Origin of the sequence: Salinarimonas rosea DSM 21201, from assembly GCF_000429045.1 — a bacterium.
Taxonomy (GTDB): Bacteria; Pseudomonadota; Alphaproteobacteria; order Rhizobiales; family Beijerinckiaceae; genus Salinarimonas; species Salinarimonas rosea.
Genome location: NZ_KE386841.1, coordinates 1 through 15,794 on the forward strand (window position 1 = coordinate 1; position 15,794 = coordinate 15,794).

Annotated in this window: 16 protein-coding genes; 10 read left to right on the forward strand and 6 right to left on the reverse strand. The window is 72.4% G+C overall.

Annotated features, from left to right (window positions below; genetic code table 11):
* Both G407_RS31405 and G407_RS0121320 read right to left on the reverse strand, forming a co-directional pair.
* On the reverse strand, positions 1-154 hold a 154-nt coding region (locus tag G407_RS31405), incomplete at its 3' end, for a transposase (protein ID WP_156917691.1).
* Between the two features lie 73 nt (positions 155-227).
* On the reverse strand, positions 228-428 hold the full coding sequence (locus G407_RS0121320) for a hypothetical protein (protein ID WP_029032436.1): 201 nt from the start codon (positions 426-428) through the stop codon (positions 228-230).
* A gap of 104 nt (positions 429-532) precedes the next feature.
* Here G407_RS0121320 and G407_RS0121325 point away from each other — a divergent pair, with 104 nt between their 5' ends.
* Together G407_RS0121325 and acuI are read left to right on the forward strand one after the other, a co-directional pair.
* A complete protein-coding gene (locus tag G407_RS0121325) occupies positions 533-754 on the forward strand; it encodes a hypothetical protein (protein WP_156917673.1) in 222 nt (73 codons plus the stop codon).
* A gap of 100 nt (positions 755-854) precedes the next feature.
* The gene (acuI, locus tag G407_RS0121330; RefSeq protein ID WP_029032438.1) at positions 855-1,832 is read left to right on the forward strand and encodes an acrylyl-CoA reductase (NADPH); all 978 of its coding nucleotides are present in this window, start codon (positions 855-857) and stop codon (positions 1,830-1,832) included.
* A 6-nt stretch (positions 1,833-1,838) separates the two neighbouring features.
* Here the strand turns inward: acuI and G407_RS0121335 are convergent, their stop codons facing one another.
* Positions 1,839-4,097 carry a hypothetical protein gene (locus G407_RS0121335; protein WP_029032439.1) on the reverse strand — a complete coding sequence of 753 codons (2,259 nt, stop codon included), beginning with the start codon at positions 4,095-4,097 and terminating at the stop codon, positions 1,839-1,841.
* A gap of 6 nt (positions 4,098-4,103) precedes the next feature.
* Positions 4,104-5,015 carry a pentapeptide repeat-containing protein gene (locus G407_RS0121340; RefSeq protein WP_029032440.1) on the reverse strand — a complete coding sequence of 304 codons (912 nt, stop codon included), beginning with the start codon at positions 5,013-5,015 and terminating at the stop codon, positions 4,104-4,106.
* 104 nt (positions 5,016-5,119) lie between these two features.
* Between G407_RS0121340 and G407_RS0121345 the strand changes: the two genes are divergently transcribed.
* Positions 5,120-5,713, forward strand: coding sequence for a TrmH family RNA methyltransferase (locus tag G407_RS0121345; RefSeq protein WP_029032441.1), 594 nt, complete (start codon positions 5,120-5,122; stop codon positions 5,711-5,713).
* Here the strand turns inward: G407_RS0121345 and G407_RS0121350 are convergent.
* On the reverse strand, positions 5,710-5,952 hold the full coding sequence (locus G407_RS0121350; protein WP_029032442.1) for a hypothetical protein: 243 nt from the start codon (positions 5,950-5,952) through the stop codon (positions 5,710-5,712). The two genes, G407_RS0121345 and G407_RS0121350, sit on opposite strands and share 4 nt — an antisense overlap.
* Before the next feature lie 356 nt (positions 5,953-6,308).
* Between G407_RS0121350 and G407_RS0121355 the strand changes: the two genes are divergently transcribed.
* The 7 genes from G407_RS0121355 (at position 6,309) to G407_RS29230 (ending at position 14,070) form a co-directional block, all read left to right on the forward strand.
* On the forward strand, positions 6,309-7,325 hold the full coding sequence (locus G407_RS0121355) for a hypothetical protein (RefSeq protein ID WP_210163146.1): 1,017 nt from the start codon (positions 6,309-6,311) through the stop codon (positions 7,323-7,325).
* Between the two features lie 112 nt (positions 7,326-7,437).
* Positions 7,438-9,030 carry a bifunctional phosphoribosylaminoimidazolecarboxamide formyltransferase/IMP cyclohydrolase gene (purH, locus tag G407_RS0121360; RefSeq protein WP_029032444.1) on the forward strand — a complete coding sequence of 531 codons (1,593 nt, stop codon included), beginning with the start codon at positions 7,438-7,440 and terminating at the stop codon, positions 9,028-9,030.
* Positions 9,031-9,208: 178 nt separating this feature from the next.
* Positions 9,209-10,003: an ABC transporter ATP-binding protein gene (locus tag G407_RS29225; RefSeq protein WP_043540335.1), complete on the forward strand. Its 795-nt coding sequence runs from the start codon at positions 9,209-9,211 to the stop codon at positions 10,001-10,003.
* Positions 9,996-10,721: an ABC transporter ATP-binding protein gene (locus tag G407_RS0121370; RefSeq protein ID WP_029032445.1), complete on the forward strand. Its 726-nt coding sequence runs from the start codon at positions 9,996-9,998 to the stop codon at positions 10,719-10,721. The genes G407_RS29225 and G407_RS0121370 overlap by 8 nt, the downstream gene beginning before the upstream one ends.
* A 48-nt stretch (positions 10,722-10,769) precedes the next feature.
* A complete protein-coding gene (locus G407_RS0121375) occupies positions 10,770-11,975 on the forward strand; it encodes an ABC transporter substrate-binding protein (RefSeq protein WP_029032446.1) in 1,206 nt (401 codons plus the stop codon).
* A 126-nt stretch (positions 11,976-12,101) separates the two neighbouring features.
* Complete coding sequence (locus G407_RS0121380) at positions 12,102-12,953, forward strand: branched-chain amino acid ABC transporter permease (protein WP_169728825.1); 852 nt, start codon at positions 12,102-12,104, stop codon at positions 12,951-12,953.
* A gap of 25 nt (positions 12,954-12,978) precedes the next feature.
* Complete coding sequence (locus G407_RS29230) at positions 12,979-14,070, forward strand: branched-chain amino acid ABC transporter permease (RefSeq protein WP_084327712.1); 1,092 nt, start codon at positions 12,979-12,981, stop codon at positions 14,068-14,070.
* A gap of 177 nt (positions 14,071-14,247) precedes the next feature.
* Here G407_RS29230 and murJ read toward each other — a convergent pair whose 3' ends face one another.
* Positions 14,248-15,789, reverse strand: a complete 1,542-nt coding sequence (gene murJ / locus G407_RS29235) for a murein biosynthesis integral membrane protein MurJ (RefSeq protein WP_052341717.1) — start codon at positions 15,787-15,789, stop codon at positions 14,248-14,250.
* Between the last annotated feature and the right edge of the window lie 5 nt (positions 15,790-15,794).

Here is a 15,794-nt window from a genome sequence, read left to right on the forward strand (position 1 = left end):
TCGGCGCATCGCACCACCGTAAGCCATTGCGATTGATGAAGATTATCCCACTCAACACCCGCCGATCATCAACCCTCGGCTTGCCATGGCTCTTCGGAAAGAACGGTCGCAGCCGCGCCATCTGTTCGTCGGTCAGCCAAAATAGATTGCTCATGATACCCCCTGAAAGTTTGGGGATTTGAATCATGCGACCAATGCGATCTCAAGCCGATTAATGGGTCCTGAGCCTAGCCTTCGGCTGCCTCGACCGAAGGAGAGGACGTCCGAAGGACCGGGAGCAAATCGGTGATGTGGATATGCACCGCTTCGTAGCCGACGTGCCGCAGCTGCTCCGTGAACTCTGCTTGAACGGCGTCCAGGCCGGAGCCCACCGGCGCACAGAGGCAGAAGACCAGCTCCGGCCCACCCTTCGCTTCGCTGCTCGGCATCGGTGTCACCTCGTTCCGAGATTGGCACATTCCCGACTGCCGGGCGTTGATGAATCTGCTAACCTGATTCGCGTACGAAAAGACAGATGCGACGGGAGGTCGACATGGCGGAACGTGCGAGCTACGAACGCGGATGGTTCGCCGACCAGATGCTGGCGCTCGTCGATGCGGAGCCGTCTTTCGTCTCGTCGCTCGAGAAGCGGATCGACCGACCCGCGATCCGTGCCTATGCCATGCGCCTGAAGGCTCAGGCGGAAGCCGAGAAGCGAGCGGCCGCGGAGCCCGACGAAGACGGCTCCCGCCGCGACAGACCCGCTGCAGGCTGAGCCCGGTCACCTCCTTGCCTCTCTCCCCTTGCCCCCCGGCCCCTCCCCGGTGTGAACTCCCTCCCCGAGACAAGGCACCTGCGCTCCCGGGAGGACCACCATGCGCGCCATCGTCGTCGAGAAGGCCGAGACCGGCACCGTCGCCGCCCTGACGGACTTCCCCGAGAGCGCGCTGATGGAGGGGGACGTCACCCTGCGCGTCTCCCATTCCACCGTGAACTACAAGGACGGCCTCGCGCTCACCGGGCGGATGCCGGTCGTGCGCCGCTTCCCGATGATCGCCGGCATCGACGCGGCGGGCGTGGTCGAGACCTCGACGCATCCCGATTGGAAGCCCGGCGACGCCGCGATCCTCACCGGCTGGGGCGTCGGCGAGACGCATCTGGGCGGCTATGCCGAGAAGGTCCGCGTGCCCGGCGACTGGCTCGTGCCGCTGCCGGCCGGGATGGACGCCGCGCGCGCCATGGCGCTCGGCACCGCCGGCCTCACCGCGGCTCTGTGCGTGCTGGCGCTCGAGCGCCACGGCCTGACGCCGGACGCCGGCCCGGCGCTGGTGACGGGCGCCGCCGGCGGCGTCGGCTCCGTCGCCGTGGCGCTGCTGGCGAAGGCCGGCTGGCGGGTGATCGCCGCGACCGGCCGGCCGGAGGAGGCGGCCTACCTGGAGGGGCTCGGCGCCGCCGAGATCCTGCCGCGCGCCGAGCTGACGGGCCCGCCCAAGCCGCTCGCCAAGGCGCGCTGGGCGGCGGGCGTCGACACGGTCGGCGGCGCGGTGCTCGCCAACGCGCTCGCCATGACCCGGCCCGACGGCGCCGTCGCCGCCTGCGGCAATGCCGGCGGCATGGACCTGCCGACCTCGGTCGCGCCCTTCATCCTGCGCGGCGTGGCGCTGCTCGGCGTCAACTCCGTCCCCGCGCCCCTTCCGCTGCGCCGCGCCGCCTGGGCCCGCCTCGCCCGCGACGTCGACCCCGCCGCCCTCGACGCCATGACGACGACGATCTCCCTGGAGGACGTCATCGGCACGGCGGAGGAGATCCTCGCCGGGCGCGTGCGCGGGCGGATCGTGGTGGAGGTGGCGTGAGGCGGCTCAGCCTGCGACGGGGGTGAGCGGACGCTCGCGCCTCGTCTTGAGCCAGGCCTCGTTCTCGATCAGCGCGACGCGGCCGAGCTCGTGCACGATGGCGCGCGCCTCGTCCTCGCGACCGGCCCGCGGGCGCCCCGAGGCCTCGTCCCAGAGCGCCGCGAGCGCCTCCTCCGCACGGTGGAAGGCGCGGTAGGCGTCGCGATAGGCGAGCGCCTCCGCCTCCCAGCCGAGCTTCTCGGCGAGGTAGCGCCAGGCACCGGCGACGGCGTTGAGGAGGACGACGAGCACGATCGCGGCGTACTTCGTGGCGGTCGAGCCGGACATGTCGGCGAAGCCCGCCTCGACGAGGGCGTGGCCGAGCCCCGCCGCGGCGAGGCCGAGGGCCGCCGCCGCGGGCACGGCGAAGCCCAGCGAGACGAGCACCGAGCGAAAGCCGCGGAAGCGCGGCGAGAGGACGTCGCGGGCCGCGGCGATCGCGACCGTGACGACGATGCCGCCGACGACGCCCGACCAGCCGAGCAGGGCGCCGGCGGCCTCGAACGTCTTCTTGACGGAGGGGATGCCGAGCCAGAAGAAGAGCAGCGCCGCCAGCACGCCCGACCCGACGACGAGGAACCAGCTCTGGCGCTCGGCCCGCGCGGCGTGCGTCTCGCGGGCCTCGGCGTTGCGCTCGAAGTACCAGAGCGGGCTGCCGATCCAGTCCCCCGGCGGTTTCGGCAGCTCGCGGAGGTCCGTGCGCGGCGATCCCGTGCCCCCGCGCACACGGTTCCACTCCGCTTCGAGAGGGAGCGCCTGCATCGCCTCGGCGCGAGCACGACGCAGCCAGATCCAGGTCAGGATGCCGGTGACGCCGTCGCGGATGCGGGCGATGTCGCGGTCGACGCCCTGGAGATGCTTCCGGTCCACGCGCTCCGGAGACCCCGCGCTCCACCAGGCGATCTGGACGCGCAGCATCTCGGCCACCGCGCGGTAATCCTCCGCCCGCGGCTGCCAGCGCAGCCGCCCGGCGAGGAGGGCGACGGCGCCGATGGCGAGGAGGAGCACGAGGTAGCCGATCAGCACGATCGGATCGCCCGGCCGGAACTTGGCGAAGGTCTCGTAGACGGCGACCGCAGCGACGAACAGGAGGGCGAGCGCCCAGAAGGCGCCCTCGGACGGCCTCTTGGCGAGCCGCGAGGCGCCGCTGAGCGTGCCGCGCACGCGTTCGAGCACCGCGATCGCGCGCTCGTCGGCGCGGGCGGGCGTCGCCGTGCGCGACGCGACCTCTCGGCCGTACCGGTCGAAGGCGCGCGCCAGGCGCAGCGAGGGATGATCGGCCTCGACCGTCGGCGGCAGCGGCTTCTCGTGACCGCCCGGCGGGGGCGGCTCCTCGGGCCGGAGGCTCCTCACGGGATAGGTGCGCGCGGCGCCGAAGCGCCGCCGCTCCGGCTGCCACGGCTCCGTCGGGTCGATCAGCCAGGCCGAGCGGCTCGGCGGCGGCAGGACCGGCGACCAGTCCCGCCGCAGAACGGAGCTGCGCTGGGCCACCGCGCGCCCCGCGGTGTCGGGAAGTCCGTGGCGGCGGGTGGCGAGGACGCGTGTGGTGTTGCCGTCGACCCGCGGATCGACCTCCGCGGCGTCCCCGGCCACCTCCTTCGCGCGGCGCGCCATCTCCGCCTCGGCGGCGCCCGCCTCGGCGACGGCGACGAGGAGCGTCGCGGCCTCCGCGATCCACTGGCCGACCTGCTCGTAATGCGCATGCCGGTCGACCCTGTCGTAGCCGTTCGCGCGGCGCGACAGCGGTCCGGACCCGGCGAGCGACGGCAGCACCCGCACCAGCACCTCGGGCTCGGGGGCGGCGACGAGCGCCTCGAAGTCCTCCCGCTGCCCGTCGCACCAGGCGGCGAAGGCGGCGCGCTCGGCGTCGGGGACCCCGGGCGGCGGCTCGAAATCCTCGCGGAAGAGGTCGCGCGCGAAGGGCAGGATCGCCGCGACCCGCCACAGCGGCCCGGTGCGGCGCGCGACGCGGGCGGCGATCAGGTCGGAGCCCATGGCGGCGCCGGTGAGCAGGAGCTTCGGCGTGTCGGGGAAGTCGGCGTCGAGGCGCGCGAAGACCGCGGCGAGGCGCCCCTCGACAATCTGCGCGCGGGCCGCGTTCCCCGCCGCCGACGTCCTGTCGAAGAAGCGCTGCCCGGTGATGCCGACGAGCAGCGGCTGCGCCTCGCTCCACAGTCGCGCGGCGCGCTCGGCGCCGCGATCGGGCGAAGCCGAGGGCTCGGCCATCCCCGTTCAGCGCCCGCCGAGCCGCGCCTCGATCTCGGCCAGCATGGCCGCGACCTCGGTGCGCCGGGGCGGTGTCTCGACGTCCTTGAACACGACGCGGCCCTGGAAGCGGGCGCGGTCGAAGCTCGCCTCGTCGGCGAAGGCGGCGCCCTCGAACCAGGCATTGCGGCCGAAACGGGCGCGGTCGAACCGGGCGGGGCCGCCGAAGCGGGCCGAGTCGAAGCCGGCATTGTCGGCGAAGTCGACGTCCGAGAAATCCGCGCCGTCGGCGTAGGTGACGTTGCCGAGCCCCGCCTCGCCGCCGAAGGAGGCTCCCGAGAAGTCGACCCGGCCCGCGAAGGACCCGCCGCGGAACCAGGCGTCCTTGGCGAAGCGCGCGGCGGCGAAGGAGGCGCCGGCGCGGAAGGACACGTCCCGGAACTCGGCGGCGCGGGAGAAGGCGGCGTCGGCGAAGCTGGCGGGGGCCGAGAACACCGCCCGCTCGAAGGTCGCCTCGCGGCCGAACACCGCGCCCGTCGCGTCGAAGGGGCCGTGGAACTGCGCGGCGGACGCCCAGATCCCCATCGGCAGCCGCGCGCCGGCGAGCCGCAGCGCACCGGGCACCACGGCGCCGCCGAGGTCGATCGAGAGATCGGCCGCACCGCCGAGGTCCACCGCCGCCGCGAAGGCGAGGAGCCGCGTCGCGCGCGGGCTCTCGGCGAAGGCCGGGGCGAGCTGGAGCATCTCCATCGCCCAGGCGTTCCACCGGGCGATGCCGGCCGCGAGCCGATCCCGCGCCGCCGCGTCCCGCGCCGCCGCGACGGCGGGCGGCGGCTCCCCCGCGGGCGTGGCGCAGGCGGTCTCGAGGGCGTCGAGATGGGGCTCGAGCCAGGGGTTGAGGCGCGTGAGCGCGGCACGGGGGGAACGGGAGAGGCGCATGGTCGGACGTCCCGGTGAACGGCACGATCATAGCGCAACTGCCGGCCGTTAAGAAGATGGTAAGAGATCCGAACGCGGATTCGGATCGGAAGCGAGGGATCGCGATGGCCACGACGAGCGAGGGCCGGCCCGGCGGCTGGGGCGGGCACAACGGGGTGACGGGCATCCGCATCCTGCTCGTGGGCGTGCGCTCGCCGATCAACACCGGCATGATCCTGCGCGTCGCCGAGACCTACGAGGCGAACGTCGCCCTGTGCGGCGCCGACGACGTGCTGGACGATCCCGTCCGGATGCAGACCATCCGCGACTTCTCCTGCGGCGCGCTGGAGCGCCGCGGCTTCACGCGGCTCTCCGGGCTCGAGGCCGCGCGCGCCTGGATCGGGGAGGGGCGCCTCGTCGCCACCACGATCGCGCCGGATGCCGTCGCGCTGCCCGCCTTCCGCTTCCGCCCGGGCGACGTGATCGCCTTCGGCTCGGAATACGACGGGCTCGACCCGGCCTTCGCCGCCGCCGCCGACGCGGCGCTGACGATCCCGATGCCGGACGTGTTCACGCCCAAGCCGCCCACGGCGAACCCGATCGATCCCGGCCGAACGGCGCCTCCGTCGAACGACGGTCGGCCGAACCTGAACGTGGCGATGTCGGTGGGCATCACCTGCTATGCGGCGTACTGCGCGGGGGTGACGCGGGAGGGCTAGGCGGCGGGGGTGCCGTTGCCCTCGCGTCGCTCGGCCGCCGCCTCGCCGACGGACTCCTCCCCGAGGCGTCCTCCGGGGCGGAAGCCCTCGATGTCGAGATCGAAGATCCGGCATAGACGAGCGAGGTTGAGCCGCGGCATGACGACGAGCTCGCGGATCTCCGCCCCTTCGGCCGCGCCGGGCGCCTCGTCGGGGCGGGCTCTGGCCCGATCGACCGGGAACGCGATGATGTCAGCCATGGATGTCTCCGGAGGGCACCGTGGCGGCGATGCGATCCCTCTGACCCTGCTCGGGTTCGGTTAACGATCGGTGAACCGCGGTCGCAATCTGGGCCGGAGCGACAGGTCAAGTCATTCAAGGTTGCGCAGCTTTATTTCTCGACATATGGTTAACGGGCGAGTGGCGTATCCAAAGCGGGCGCTCGCCCGTCTTCTTCTTCCGTCGAGGACCGGGCATGCCTGCTACCCTTGAGAAGAATAGCCGCGCTTTCGTCATCGGGCCGATCGGGAGAAATAGCTCTCCCGAGCGACGACTGGCGGAGTGGGTTCATTCGAGCATCATCCAGCCGGCCTGCGCGATGGCGTCGACTGCGGAGATGCCGATCGAGGCGTTCCGGTCGGACCACGACCGCAAGCCCGGAAAGATCATCGACGATGTCATCGCGTCGATCGTCAACGAGCGGATCGTCTTCGCGGTGCTGGCATTCGATCGGCCCAACGTCTATTACGAGTTGGCATTGGCCAAGGCTGCCGGTCGCGAGGTTATCATCCTGAAATGGTCTCAGGAGAAGACCCAGTTCGACACCCGTGATTACAGGATGATCGAGTTCGATTTCGATCCGGACGGACCCGCCGGAAACGCGGATCCCGAGAAGATCCGGGAGGTCGCAGACTACGTCAAGTCCGTGCTCCGACAAAAGCCACATCGCGACAAGGCGTTCGACCGTTACGATCCCCTCGGCCGGAACTTCAAGGAGTACAAGTTTTACGGGCGGTTCCGTGATCTCGCCCTCGATCGCAAGGTGAACCCCGACGCGGAACTCTACGGCGACGTCTTCCTGGAGGCCGAGCAATCCCTCACGCTGTGCGGCGCGACGCTGCTGCATTTCACGCGCTACGACCTCCTCTACGAGACGACCGAAGGACCAACGGCCTCGTTTCCCGATCTGGTCGCCTTCCTGACGCTCGCAAAGGGCGTCGACGTCCGCGCGGTCATGCTCCATCCGAGCAACCCGAACATGGCCGGTCTCGTCGCGAGCGAATCGGCGCGTCGGCAGCGGGCGGAGGTCGACAGGATGCGGGCCGAGTGCGCCCAGTCGTTTCAAGGATGGCTCACGATCGCGGAGGACATCGAGAGGGCGAACGTCTACGACAGGGCGCCGCGAAAAGGCCGTGTCGAGATCGTGCAGCTGCGCAACACGATCGTCGGCTATCGGCTCACGCTCACCGACAAGCGGCTGCTGATGACGCCGTTCTACAGGCAGCACGCGGCGAACAGCGCCGGGCCGACCCTGTCCGTCCATGCCGAGACGAGCTTCTACGACGCGATCCGCGACGACCTGACGACGACCATCGCACGCGACGCCGCCATCGGCGACGAGACCGGCTCATGAACCTGCCCGGGCGTGGGGTGGCTTCACCGGCGTCGGTGCCTGCCCGGTTCCCCCCGCCCCGGAACCATGCTAACCGCCCGCGGAACCCTTCAACCCGCGGGACCCGCCCATCATGCCCACCCGTCCCGAGCGCGTGACGCGCGCGCTCCTCTCCGTGTCCGACAAGGCCGGCATCGTCGACTTCGCCCGCGTGCTCGCCGCGCGCGGCGTCGCCCTCGTCTCCACCGGGGGCACGCACCGCGCGCTCGTCGAGGCGGGGCTCGCGCCCACCGAGGTGTCGGATCTCACCGGCTTCCCGGAGATGATGGATGGGCGGGTGAAGACGCTGCATCCGAAGGTGCACGGCGGGCTCCTCGCCCGGCGGGCGGACCCGCAGCACCAGGCGGCCATGCTCGCCCACGGCATCGCCGAGATCGACCTCCTCGTCGTCGACCTCTACCCGTTCGAGGCGACGCTGGCCGCGGGCGGGGACTACGAGGCCTGCGTCGAGAACATCGACATCGGCGGCCCGGCGATGATCCGCGCCGCCGCCAAGAACCACGAGAGCGTCGCCGTCGTGGTCGACCCGGCGGACTACACGACGATCCTCGGCGAGCTCGACGCCCACGACGGCGCCACCACGCTGACCCTGCGCAAGCGCCTCGCCCAGAAGGCCTACGCCCGCACCGCCGCCTACGACGCGGCGATCTCGAACTGGCTCGCGGACGCGCTCGCGATCGAGGCGCCGACCTTCCGCGCGGTGGGCGGGCGCCTCGCCGAGGCCATGCGCTACGGCGAGAACCCGCACCAGAAGGCCGCCTTCTACCGCACCGGCGAGGCCCGCCCCGGCGTCGCCACGGCCCGCCAGGTGCAGGGCAAGGCGCTCTCCTACAACAACATCGCCGACACCGACGCCGCCTACGAATGCGTGGCGGAGCTCGACCCGGCGGAGAGCGCCGCCGTCGTCGTCGTCAAGCACGCCAACCCTTGCGGCGTCGCCACCGGCGCGACGCTCGTCGACGCCTATGCCCGCGCGCTGGCCTGCGACCCGGTCTCGGCCTTCGGCGGCATCGTCGCCGTCAACCGTACGCTCGACGCCGAGGCGGCGGCGAAGATCGTCGAGGTCTTCACCGAGGTGATCATCGCGCCCGACGCCACCGAGGAGGCGATCGCGATCGTCGCGGCGAAGAAGAACCTGCGCCTGCTCCTCGCCGGCGCCCTGCCCGACCCGCGCGCGCCCGGCCTCGCCGTGCGCACCGTCGCCGGCGGCCTCCTGGTGCAGGAGCGCGACAGCGCGGTGGTCTCCGACATGACGCTGTCGGTCGTGACGAAGCGCCAGCCGTCCGTGCGGGAGATGGCGGACCTCGCCTTCGCCTTCCGCGTGGCCAAGCACGTCAAGTCGAACGCCATCGTCTACGCCCGCGACGGGGCGACGGTGGGCATCGGCGCGGGGCAGATGAGCCGGGTCGATAGTTCGCGCATCGCCGCCTGGAAGGCGGGCGAGGCGGCGCGGGCGCTCGGCATCCCCGAGAGCCTGGCGAAGGGCTCCGTCGTGGCGTCGGACGCCTTCTTCCCCTTCGCCGACGGCCTCCTCGCCGCCGCGGAGGCCGGCGCCACCGCCGTGATCCAGCCCGGCGGCTCGATGCGCGACGCCGAGGTGATCGCCGCCGCCGACGAGGCGGGGCTGGCGATGGTGTTCACGGGGCACCGGCACTTCCGGCACTGAGCTGATCCCGGCGCGCGGCCACCGCTCGGCCGCCGCTCGGGCCTCTCGGGCCTCTCGGGCCGCCGGCGCGCCTACCGCACGTTCGGCCCCCGCCCGGCTTGCAGCGGGAGGGCTGCGACGCCTTGACCCCCCATCCGCTTTGTGGCCACATTGCCGAAATCGAGGCGGGGCGGTGCGGATGGGCGACGACGTGATCCTCGAGACGCGGGGCCTGACCAAGGAGTTCAAGGGCTTCGCCGCCGTCTCGGGCGTGGACCTGAAGGTGCGCCGCGGCGCCATCCATGCCCTGATCGGGCCCAACGGCGCCGGCAAGACCACCTGCTTCAACCTGATCACCAAGTTCCTGGAGCCGACGCGCGGGACGATCCTGTTCGACGGGCGCGACATCACCCGCACGAAGCCCGCGGACGTCGCCCAGATGGGCATGGTGCGCAGCTTCCAGATCTCGGCGACCTTCGGCCATCTCACGCTGCTCGAGAACGTGCGCGTGGCGCTGCAGCGCAAGCTCGGCACCTCCTTCCACTTCTGGCGCTCGGAGCGCTCGCTGTCGGCCCTGCACGAGCGGGCCGAGGCACTGCTCGCCGACGTCGGGCTAGCGGAGTATCGCGACCTCACCGCCAACGAGCTGCCCTACGGCCGCAAGCGCGCGCTCGAGATCGCGACCACGCTGGCGCTCGACCCGGAGATGCTGCTCCTCGACGAGCCGACCTCCGGCATGGGCCGCGAGGACATCGGGCGCACCGCGGCGCTGATCCGGCGCGTGGCGAAGGACCGCACGGTGCTGATGGTCGAGCACAATCTCTCCGTCGTCGCCGACCTGTCGGACACGATCACGGTGCTCGCCCGCGGCGAGATCCTGGCGGAGGGCCCCTACGAGACCGTCTCGACCGATCCGCGGGTGGTGGAGGCCTACATGGGCACCGGGGCCGGCACGGGCGCGGGCACCGATGCGGCGGCGCACGCCGATGCGTGAGGCCGAGACGGGCGGCGCGCGCCCCCTCCTGCGCGTCGGCGACCTGCACGCCCATTACGGCGAGAGCCACGTCCTGCACGGCATGAGCTTCGAGATCGCGGCGGGCGAGGTCGTCACCCTGCTCGGGCGCAACGGCGCCGGCAAGACCACGACGATGCGCGCCATCATGGGCATGCTGCGCCAGCGCTCGGGCTCGATCGTGATCGACGGCGTCGAGACCATGGCGATGCGCTCGGACCGGATCGCGCGGCTCGGCATCGGCTACGTGCCCGAGGAGCGCGGCATCTTCGCGAGCCTCGACGTGCGCGAGAACCTCGAGCTGCCCCCGGTGGTCAAGCCCGGCGGCATGAGCGTGGAGGAGGTCTACGACCTGTTCCCGCGGCTGCGGGAGCGCCGGTCGAGCCAGGGAACCAAGCTCTCGGGCGGCGAGCAGCAGATGCTCGCCATCGCGCGGGTGCTGCGCACGGGGGCGAAGCTGCTGCTGCTCGACGAGCCGACGGAGGGCCTCGCCCCGGTCATCGTGCAGCAGATCGGCACGATCATCGGGGAGCTCAAGCGCAAGGGCTTCACCATCCTGCTCGTCGAGCAGAACTTCCACTTCGCCGCGACCGTCGCCGACCGGCACTACATCGTCGAGCACGGCCACGTCGTGGAGATGTTCCGCAACGAGGATATCGGCTCCAACATGAAGACGCTGCAGGACTATCTCGGCGTCTGAAGAACAACGTCCGGCGTACGAGCCGCGCCGCCCCAAGGGAGAACGACCATGATGAAACGCACGCTCCTCGCCGGCCTCTCGGCGGTCGCGCTCGCCGCCGCCTCCGGCGCCGCCGCCCAGACCGAGGTCACCATCGGCGTCCTCAACGACCAGTCCGGCCTGTATTCCGACCTCACCGGCCAGGGCTCGGTCTGGGCTGCGCGCAAGGCGATCGAGGACTTCGACCCCGCCGCGCACGGGCTCGAGGTCGAGCTCGTGTTCGCCGACCACCAGAACAAGCCGGACGTCGGCTCCTCCGTGGCGCGGCAATGGTACGACGTCGACGGCGTCGACATGATCGTGGACGTGCCGACCTCGTCGGTGGCGCTCGCCGTCAACGAGCTCACCCGCGAGCGCAACAAGGTGTTCCTGTCGTCGGGCGCGGCGACGTCCGACCTCACCGGCAAGGCCTGCTCGCCCAACACCGTGCACTGGACCTACGACACCTGGTCGCTCGCCAACGGCACCGGCAAGGCGATCGTCGAGACCGGCGGCGAGAGCTGGTTCTTCATCACCGCGGACTACGCCTTCGGCCACGCGCTCGAGCGCGACACGTCGGCGGTGGTCGAGGCGAACGGCGGCGAGGTCGTCGGCACCGTGCGCCACCCGTTCCCGGGCTCGGACTTCTCATCCTTCCTGCTGCAGGCGCAGGCCTCTGGCGCCGAGATCATCGGGCTCGCCAACGCCGGCGGCGACACGGTCAACACGGTGAAGCAGGCCGCCGAGTTCGGCATCGTCCAGTCCGGCCAGAGCCTCGCCGCGCTGCTCATGTTCCTCACCGACGTGCACGCGCTCGGCCTCGACGTCGCCCAGGGCCTGATCTTCACCGAGGCGTGGTACTGGGACCTGAACGACGCCAACCGCGCCTTCGCGGAGGAGTTCGCCGCGGCCAACAACGGCCAGCATCCCACCATGGTCCACGCCGGCGTCTACTCCGCCGTGACGCACTACCTCAAGGCCATTGCCGAGGTCGGCTCGGCGGAGGACGGCGCCGCCGTCGTCGCGGCGATGAAGGAGATGCCGACGAACGACCGCCTCTTCGGCGAGGGCGAGATCCGGCAGGACGGGCGCAAGATCCACGACATGTACCTGTTCGAGGTCAAGGCGCCGGAAGAGTCGCAGGGCCCGTGGGACTACTACACCCTGCGCGCCACGATCCCCGCGGCGGAGGCCTTCCGGCCGCTCGCCGAGGGCGAGTGCCCGCTGGTGAACTGATCCCGATCCGGACGTCGGCGCGGGGGGCGGGCGCCCGCCCCCCGCGCACGCCGCCGCTCGCCCGCCGACCCACCGCCAGGATCGAGGCCGCCGCCCGTGCTCGAGCTCATCGGAGTATCCCCGCAGATGCTGTTCGGCCAGCTCATGCTCGGGCTGATCAACGGCGCCTTCTACGCGGTCCTGAGCCTGGGGCTCGCGGTCATCTTCGGCCTCCTCAACGTCATCAACTTCACCCACGGCGCGCAGTACATGATGGGCGCCTTCGTCGCCTACATCCTGCTCGTCGTCTTCGGCGTGCCCTACTGGGGCGCGCTGGTGCTGGCGCCGGTGATCGTGGGGGCGGTGGGCATCGTGATCGAGCGCACCATGCTGCGGCGCCTCTACCACCTCGATCACCTCTACGGCCTGCTCCTGACCTTCGGGCTCGCGCTGATCATCGAGGGCCTGTTCCGCGCGCGATACGGCGTCTCCGGACAGCCCTACCCGAACCCGCTGCCGGGCGGGACCAATCTCGGCTTCATGTTCCTGCCGACCTACCGCGGCTGGGTCGTCGTCGCCTCGCTCGTCGTCTGCTTCGGCACCTGGCTCGTGATCGAGCGCACCAAGCTCGGCTCCTACCTGCGCGCGGCGACCGAGCGGCCGGACCTCGTCCAGGCCTTCGGCATCAACGTGCCCCTGATGATCACGCTCACCTACGGCTTCGGCGTCGCGCTCGCCGGCTTCGCCGGGGTGCTCGCCGCGCCGATCTACCAGGTGAGCCCCCTGATGGGCGCGAACCTGATCATCGTCGTCTTCGCGGTGGTGGTGATCGGCGGCATGGGCTCGATCCTCGGGGCCATCGTCACGGGCTACGCCCTGGGCATCGTCGAGGGCCTCACCAAGGTGTTCTACCCGGAGGCGTCGAACACGGTGATCTTCGTCGTCATGGCGATCGTCCTGCTGCTCAAGCCGGCCGGCCTGTTCGGCACCGCCAAGTGATCACGCACCGAGCGAGGACGTCGCGATGACCGAGAGCACCGCCAGCCCCTCCGCCGCCACCGGGTCCACGGCCACGTCGTCGGCCAATTCATCGGCCAGTTCCTCGGCCGAGTCGCGGGCCGCGTCCGCGCCGCTGCTGACGGCCGGCCGGATCGCCTTCCTCGCCTTCCTGGCGCTGGCGCTCGTCGCGCCGCTCTTCCTCTACCCGGTCTTCCTGGTGAAGGTGCTGTGCTTCGCGCTCTTCGCCTGCGCCTTCAACCTCCTCGTCGGCTATGTCGGCCTGCTCTCCTTCGGCCACGCGATGTTCTTCGGGGGCGCCTCGTATTTCTGCGGCCACATGCTCAAGGTCTGGGGCTGGCCGCCGGAGCTCGCGATCCCCGCGGCCGCCCTCGCGGCCGGGGCGATGGGCCTCGTCGTCGGCGCGCTGGCCATCCGCCGCCAGGGCATCTACTTCGCCATGGTGACGCTCGCGCTGGCGCAGATGTTCTACTTCTTCGCGCTGCAGGCCCCCTTCACCGGCGGCGAGGACGGCATCCAGGCGATCCCGCGCACGCCGATCCTCGGCGTGATCGAGACGGCGAACGACACGACGCTCTACTACGTCGTGCTGGCGATCTTCACCGCCGGGTTCCTGCTCATTTACCGCACGATCCACTCGCCCTTCGGGCAGGTGCTCAAGGCCATCCGCGAGAACGAGCCCCGCGCGATCTCGCTCGGCTACGCCGTGGACCGCTACAAGCTGCTCGCGTTCACGCTCTCGGCCACGCTGGCCGGGCTCGCGGGGGCGACGAAGGCGCTCGCCTTCCAGCTCGCCTCGCTCACCGACGTCGCTTGGCAGATGTCGGGCGAGGTCGTGCTGATGACGCTGGTGGGCGGCATGGGCACGGTGTTCGGCCCGGTCGTGGGCGCGGCGGTGATCGTCACCATGCAGAACTACCTCGCCGGCTTCGGCGAATGGGTGCTCGTGACCCAGGGCGTGATCTTCGTCGTGGTCGTCCTCCTGTTCCGCCGCGGCATCGTCGGCGAGGCCATGGCCTTCGCGGAGAGGCGCCGGCGCCGGCGCGAGGACGCCGACGCGGCTGCGGCCGGGGAGCCTGAGCCCGCCGCCACGCATTGAAGGCGCCACCGCTCCCGCCCCCTCGGGGCGGGGACGGCGAGCGGAGCGAGCCAGGGGCGGGGTGCCCCGGCTCGACGCGGGTGATTTCGGCTGCGCCGAAGCGCGCCTTCGGCGCACCCCCTCCGTCTCGGCGCTGCGCGCCGATCCACCTCCCCCGACGGGGGAGGAGCGGGCTCGTCACGTCGCCTCCCGCAGCTCCGCGAGGTCGGCGCGGCGGGCTGCGCCGAGGGTGAGCGCGGCGGCGGCGTAGGCGGCGGCGCCGGTGGTGCAGGCGAGGGCGAGGTGGGGCGCGTCGTCGGCGCCCCCCGTCCACGTCCGCAGGAGCAGCAGCCAGCCGGCCATCGCCGCGCAGGCCACGACCATCCGCACCAGCCGATCGCCGAGACGCCCGTCCGGGCGCCAGCCCTCGGCGCGGGCGGCGACGGCGGCGAGCACCGCCGTGTGCGCGAGGAGGCCCGCCGCGACGGCGAGGCCGAGGCCGAGCGGACCCAGCGCCGCGACGAGGGGTGCGCCGGCGGCGAGGGTCGCGATCACCCCCGCCGCCGTGGCGGCGAGGCCGGGGCGGACGTGCTCGCGGGCGAAGCCGCCCTGCTGGAGGATCTTGCCCGCGGCCGCGATCGGCAGGCCGAGCGCGAGGCCCGCGAGGACGGAGGCGGTCGCGGCGACGTCGGCGGTGTCGAAGGCGCCGCGGGCGAAGAGCACGGCGACGATCGGCTCGGCCAGCAGCACCAGGGCGGTGGCGGCGGGGAGCGCGACGAGAAGCGCCGCCTCGAGCGCGCGGTTCTGTGCCCGCGCCAGGCCCGCGGCATCGCCCGCGCGCACCCGCGCGGCGAGCCGCGGCAGCAGCACCGCGGTGGCGGCGGTCGCCACGAGGCCGAGCGGCAGCTGCACCAGCCGCTCGGCGTAGTAGAGCCGCGCCACGAGCCCGGGCGTGAAGGAGGCGACCTGCGTCGCGGCCAGCAGGATCAGCTCGACGCTCGCCACCGTCACGAGGGCGGGCCCGGCGAGCGCCAGCGCCGCGCGGATCTCCGGCCCGAGCCGCGGGCGCGCCGCGACGAGGAGCCCCGCCCGCCGCGCCGCGACCGCGACGATCGCGAGCTGGACGAGCCCGGCGAGGCCGACGCTCCCCGCGAGCACGGCGGCGAGCCGCGCCGGATCGTCCACCCGGGCGGGCGCCAGCACCAGCGCGGCGATCAGGGTCGTGTTGGTCGCGAGCGGAGCGATCGCGAGGGCGACGACGCGGCCGCGTGCGGCGAGCATGGCCGCGACGAGGCCGGCACAGCCGAAGGCGACGATGGCCGGCAGCGCGAGGCGCGTCAGGTCCGCGGCGAGCGCGCGCGTCGCCGCCTCCCCCGCGAGCCCCGCCGCCACCGCCAGCACCAGCGCGCCCGCGCCGATCATGCCGAGCGCGGTGGCGCCGGCGAGCAGCAGGGCGAGGCCGGCCACCGCCTCGCCGCCGAGCCGGGCGGCGGCGTCATCTCCCTTCGCCTCGCGCACCCGCGCCCAGAGCGGCGCGAAGCCGGCGGTGAGCGCGCCCTCGGCCAGCGCCCGGCGGGCGAGGTTGGGGATGCGCAACGCCACCAGGAAGGCGTCCGCCACCGGTCCCGCGCCCAGCGCGGCGGCGATCAGCACGTCGCGGACGAAGCCGAGCACCCGCGAGGCCAGCGCCGCGCCGGAGACGACGAGCGTCGCGGACAGGGCGGAGGCCGCGCGCGCCATCGCCG

Excerpts from the sequence above, each read along its gene's own strand:
- G407_RS0121320 (WP_029032436.1), bottom strand. The coding sequence starts at position 428 with ATGCCGAGCAGCGAAGCGAAGGGTGGGCCGGAGCTGGTCTTCTGCCTC.
- G407_RS0121325 (WP_156917673.1), top strand. The coding sequence starts at position 533 with ATGGCGGAACGTGCGAGCTACGAACGCGGATGGTTCGCCGACCAGATG.
- acuI (WP_029032438.1), top strand. The coding sequence starts at position 855 with ATGCGCGCCATCGTCGTCGAGAAGGCCGAGACCGGCACCGTCGCCGCC.
- G407_RS0121335 (WP_029032439.1), bottom strand. The coding sequence starts at position 4,097 with ATGGCCGAGCCCTCGGCTTCGCCCGATCGCGGCGCCGAGCGCGCCGCG.
- G407_RS0121340 (WP_029032440.1), bottom strand. The coding sequence starts at position 5,015 with ATGCGCCTCTCCCGTTCCCCCCGTGCCGCGCTCACGCGCCTCAACCCC.
- G407_RS0121345 (WP_029032441.1), top strand. The coding sequence starts at position 5,120 with ATGGCCACGACGAGCGAGGGCCGGCCCGGCGGCTGGGGCGGGCACAAC.
- G407_RS0121350 (WP_029032442.1), bottom strand. The coding sequence starts at position 5,952 with ATGGCTGACATCATCGCGTTCCCGGTCGATCGGGCCAGAGCCCGCCCC.
- G407_RS0121355 (WP_210163146.1), top strand. The coding sequence starts at position 6,309 with ATGCCGATCGAGGCGTTCCGGTCGGACCACGACCGCAAGCCCGGAAAG.
- purH (WP_029032444.1), top strand. The coding sequence starts at position 7,438 with ATGCCCACCCGTCCCGAGCGCGTGACGCGCGCGCTCCTCTCCGTGTCC.
- G407_RS29225 (WP_043540335.1), top strand. The coding sequence starts at position 9,209 with ATGGGCGACGACGTGATCCTCGAGACGCGGGGCCTGACCAAGGAGTTC.
- G407_RS0121370 (WP_029032445.1), top strand. The coding sequence starts at position 9,996 with ATGCGTGAGGCCGAGACGGGCGGCGCGCGCCCCCTCCTGCGCGTCGGC.
- G407_RS0121375 (WP_029032446.1), top strand. The coding sequence starts at position 10,770 with ATGATGAAACGCACGCTCCTCGCCGGCCTCTCGGCGGTCGCGCTCGCC.
- G407_RS0121380 (WP_169728825.1), top strand. The coding sequence starts at position 12,102 with ATGCTGTTCGGCCAGCTCATGCTCGGGCTGATCAACGGCGCCTTCTAC.
- G407_RS29230 (WP_084327712.1), top strand. The coding sequence starts at position 12,979 with ATGACCGAGAGCACCGCCAGCCCCTCCGCCGCCACCGGGTCCACGGCC.
- murJ (WP_052341717.1), bottom strand. The coding sequence starts at position 15,789 with ATGGCGCGCGCGGCCTCCGCCCTGTCCGCGACGCTCGTCGTCTCCGGC.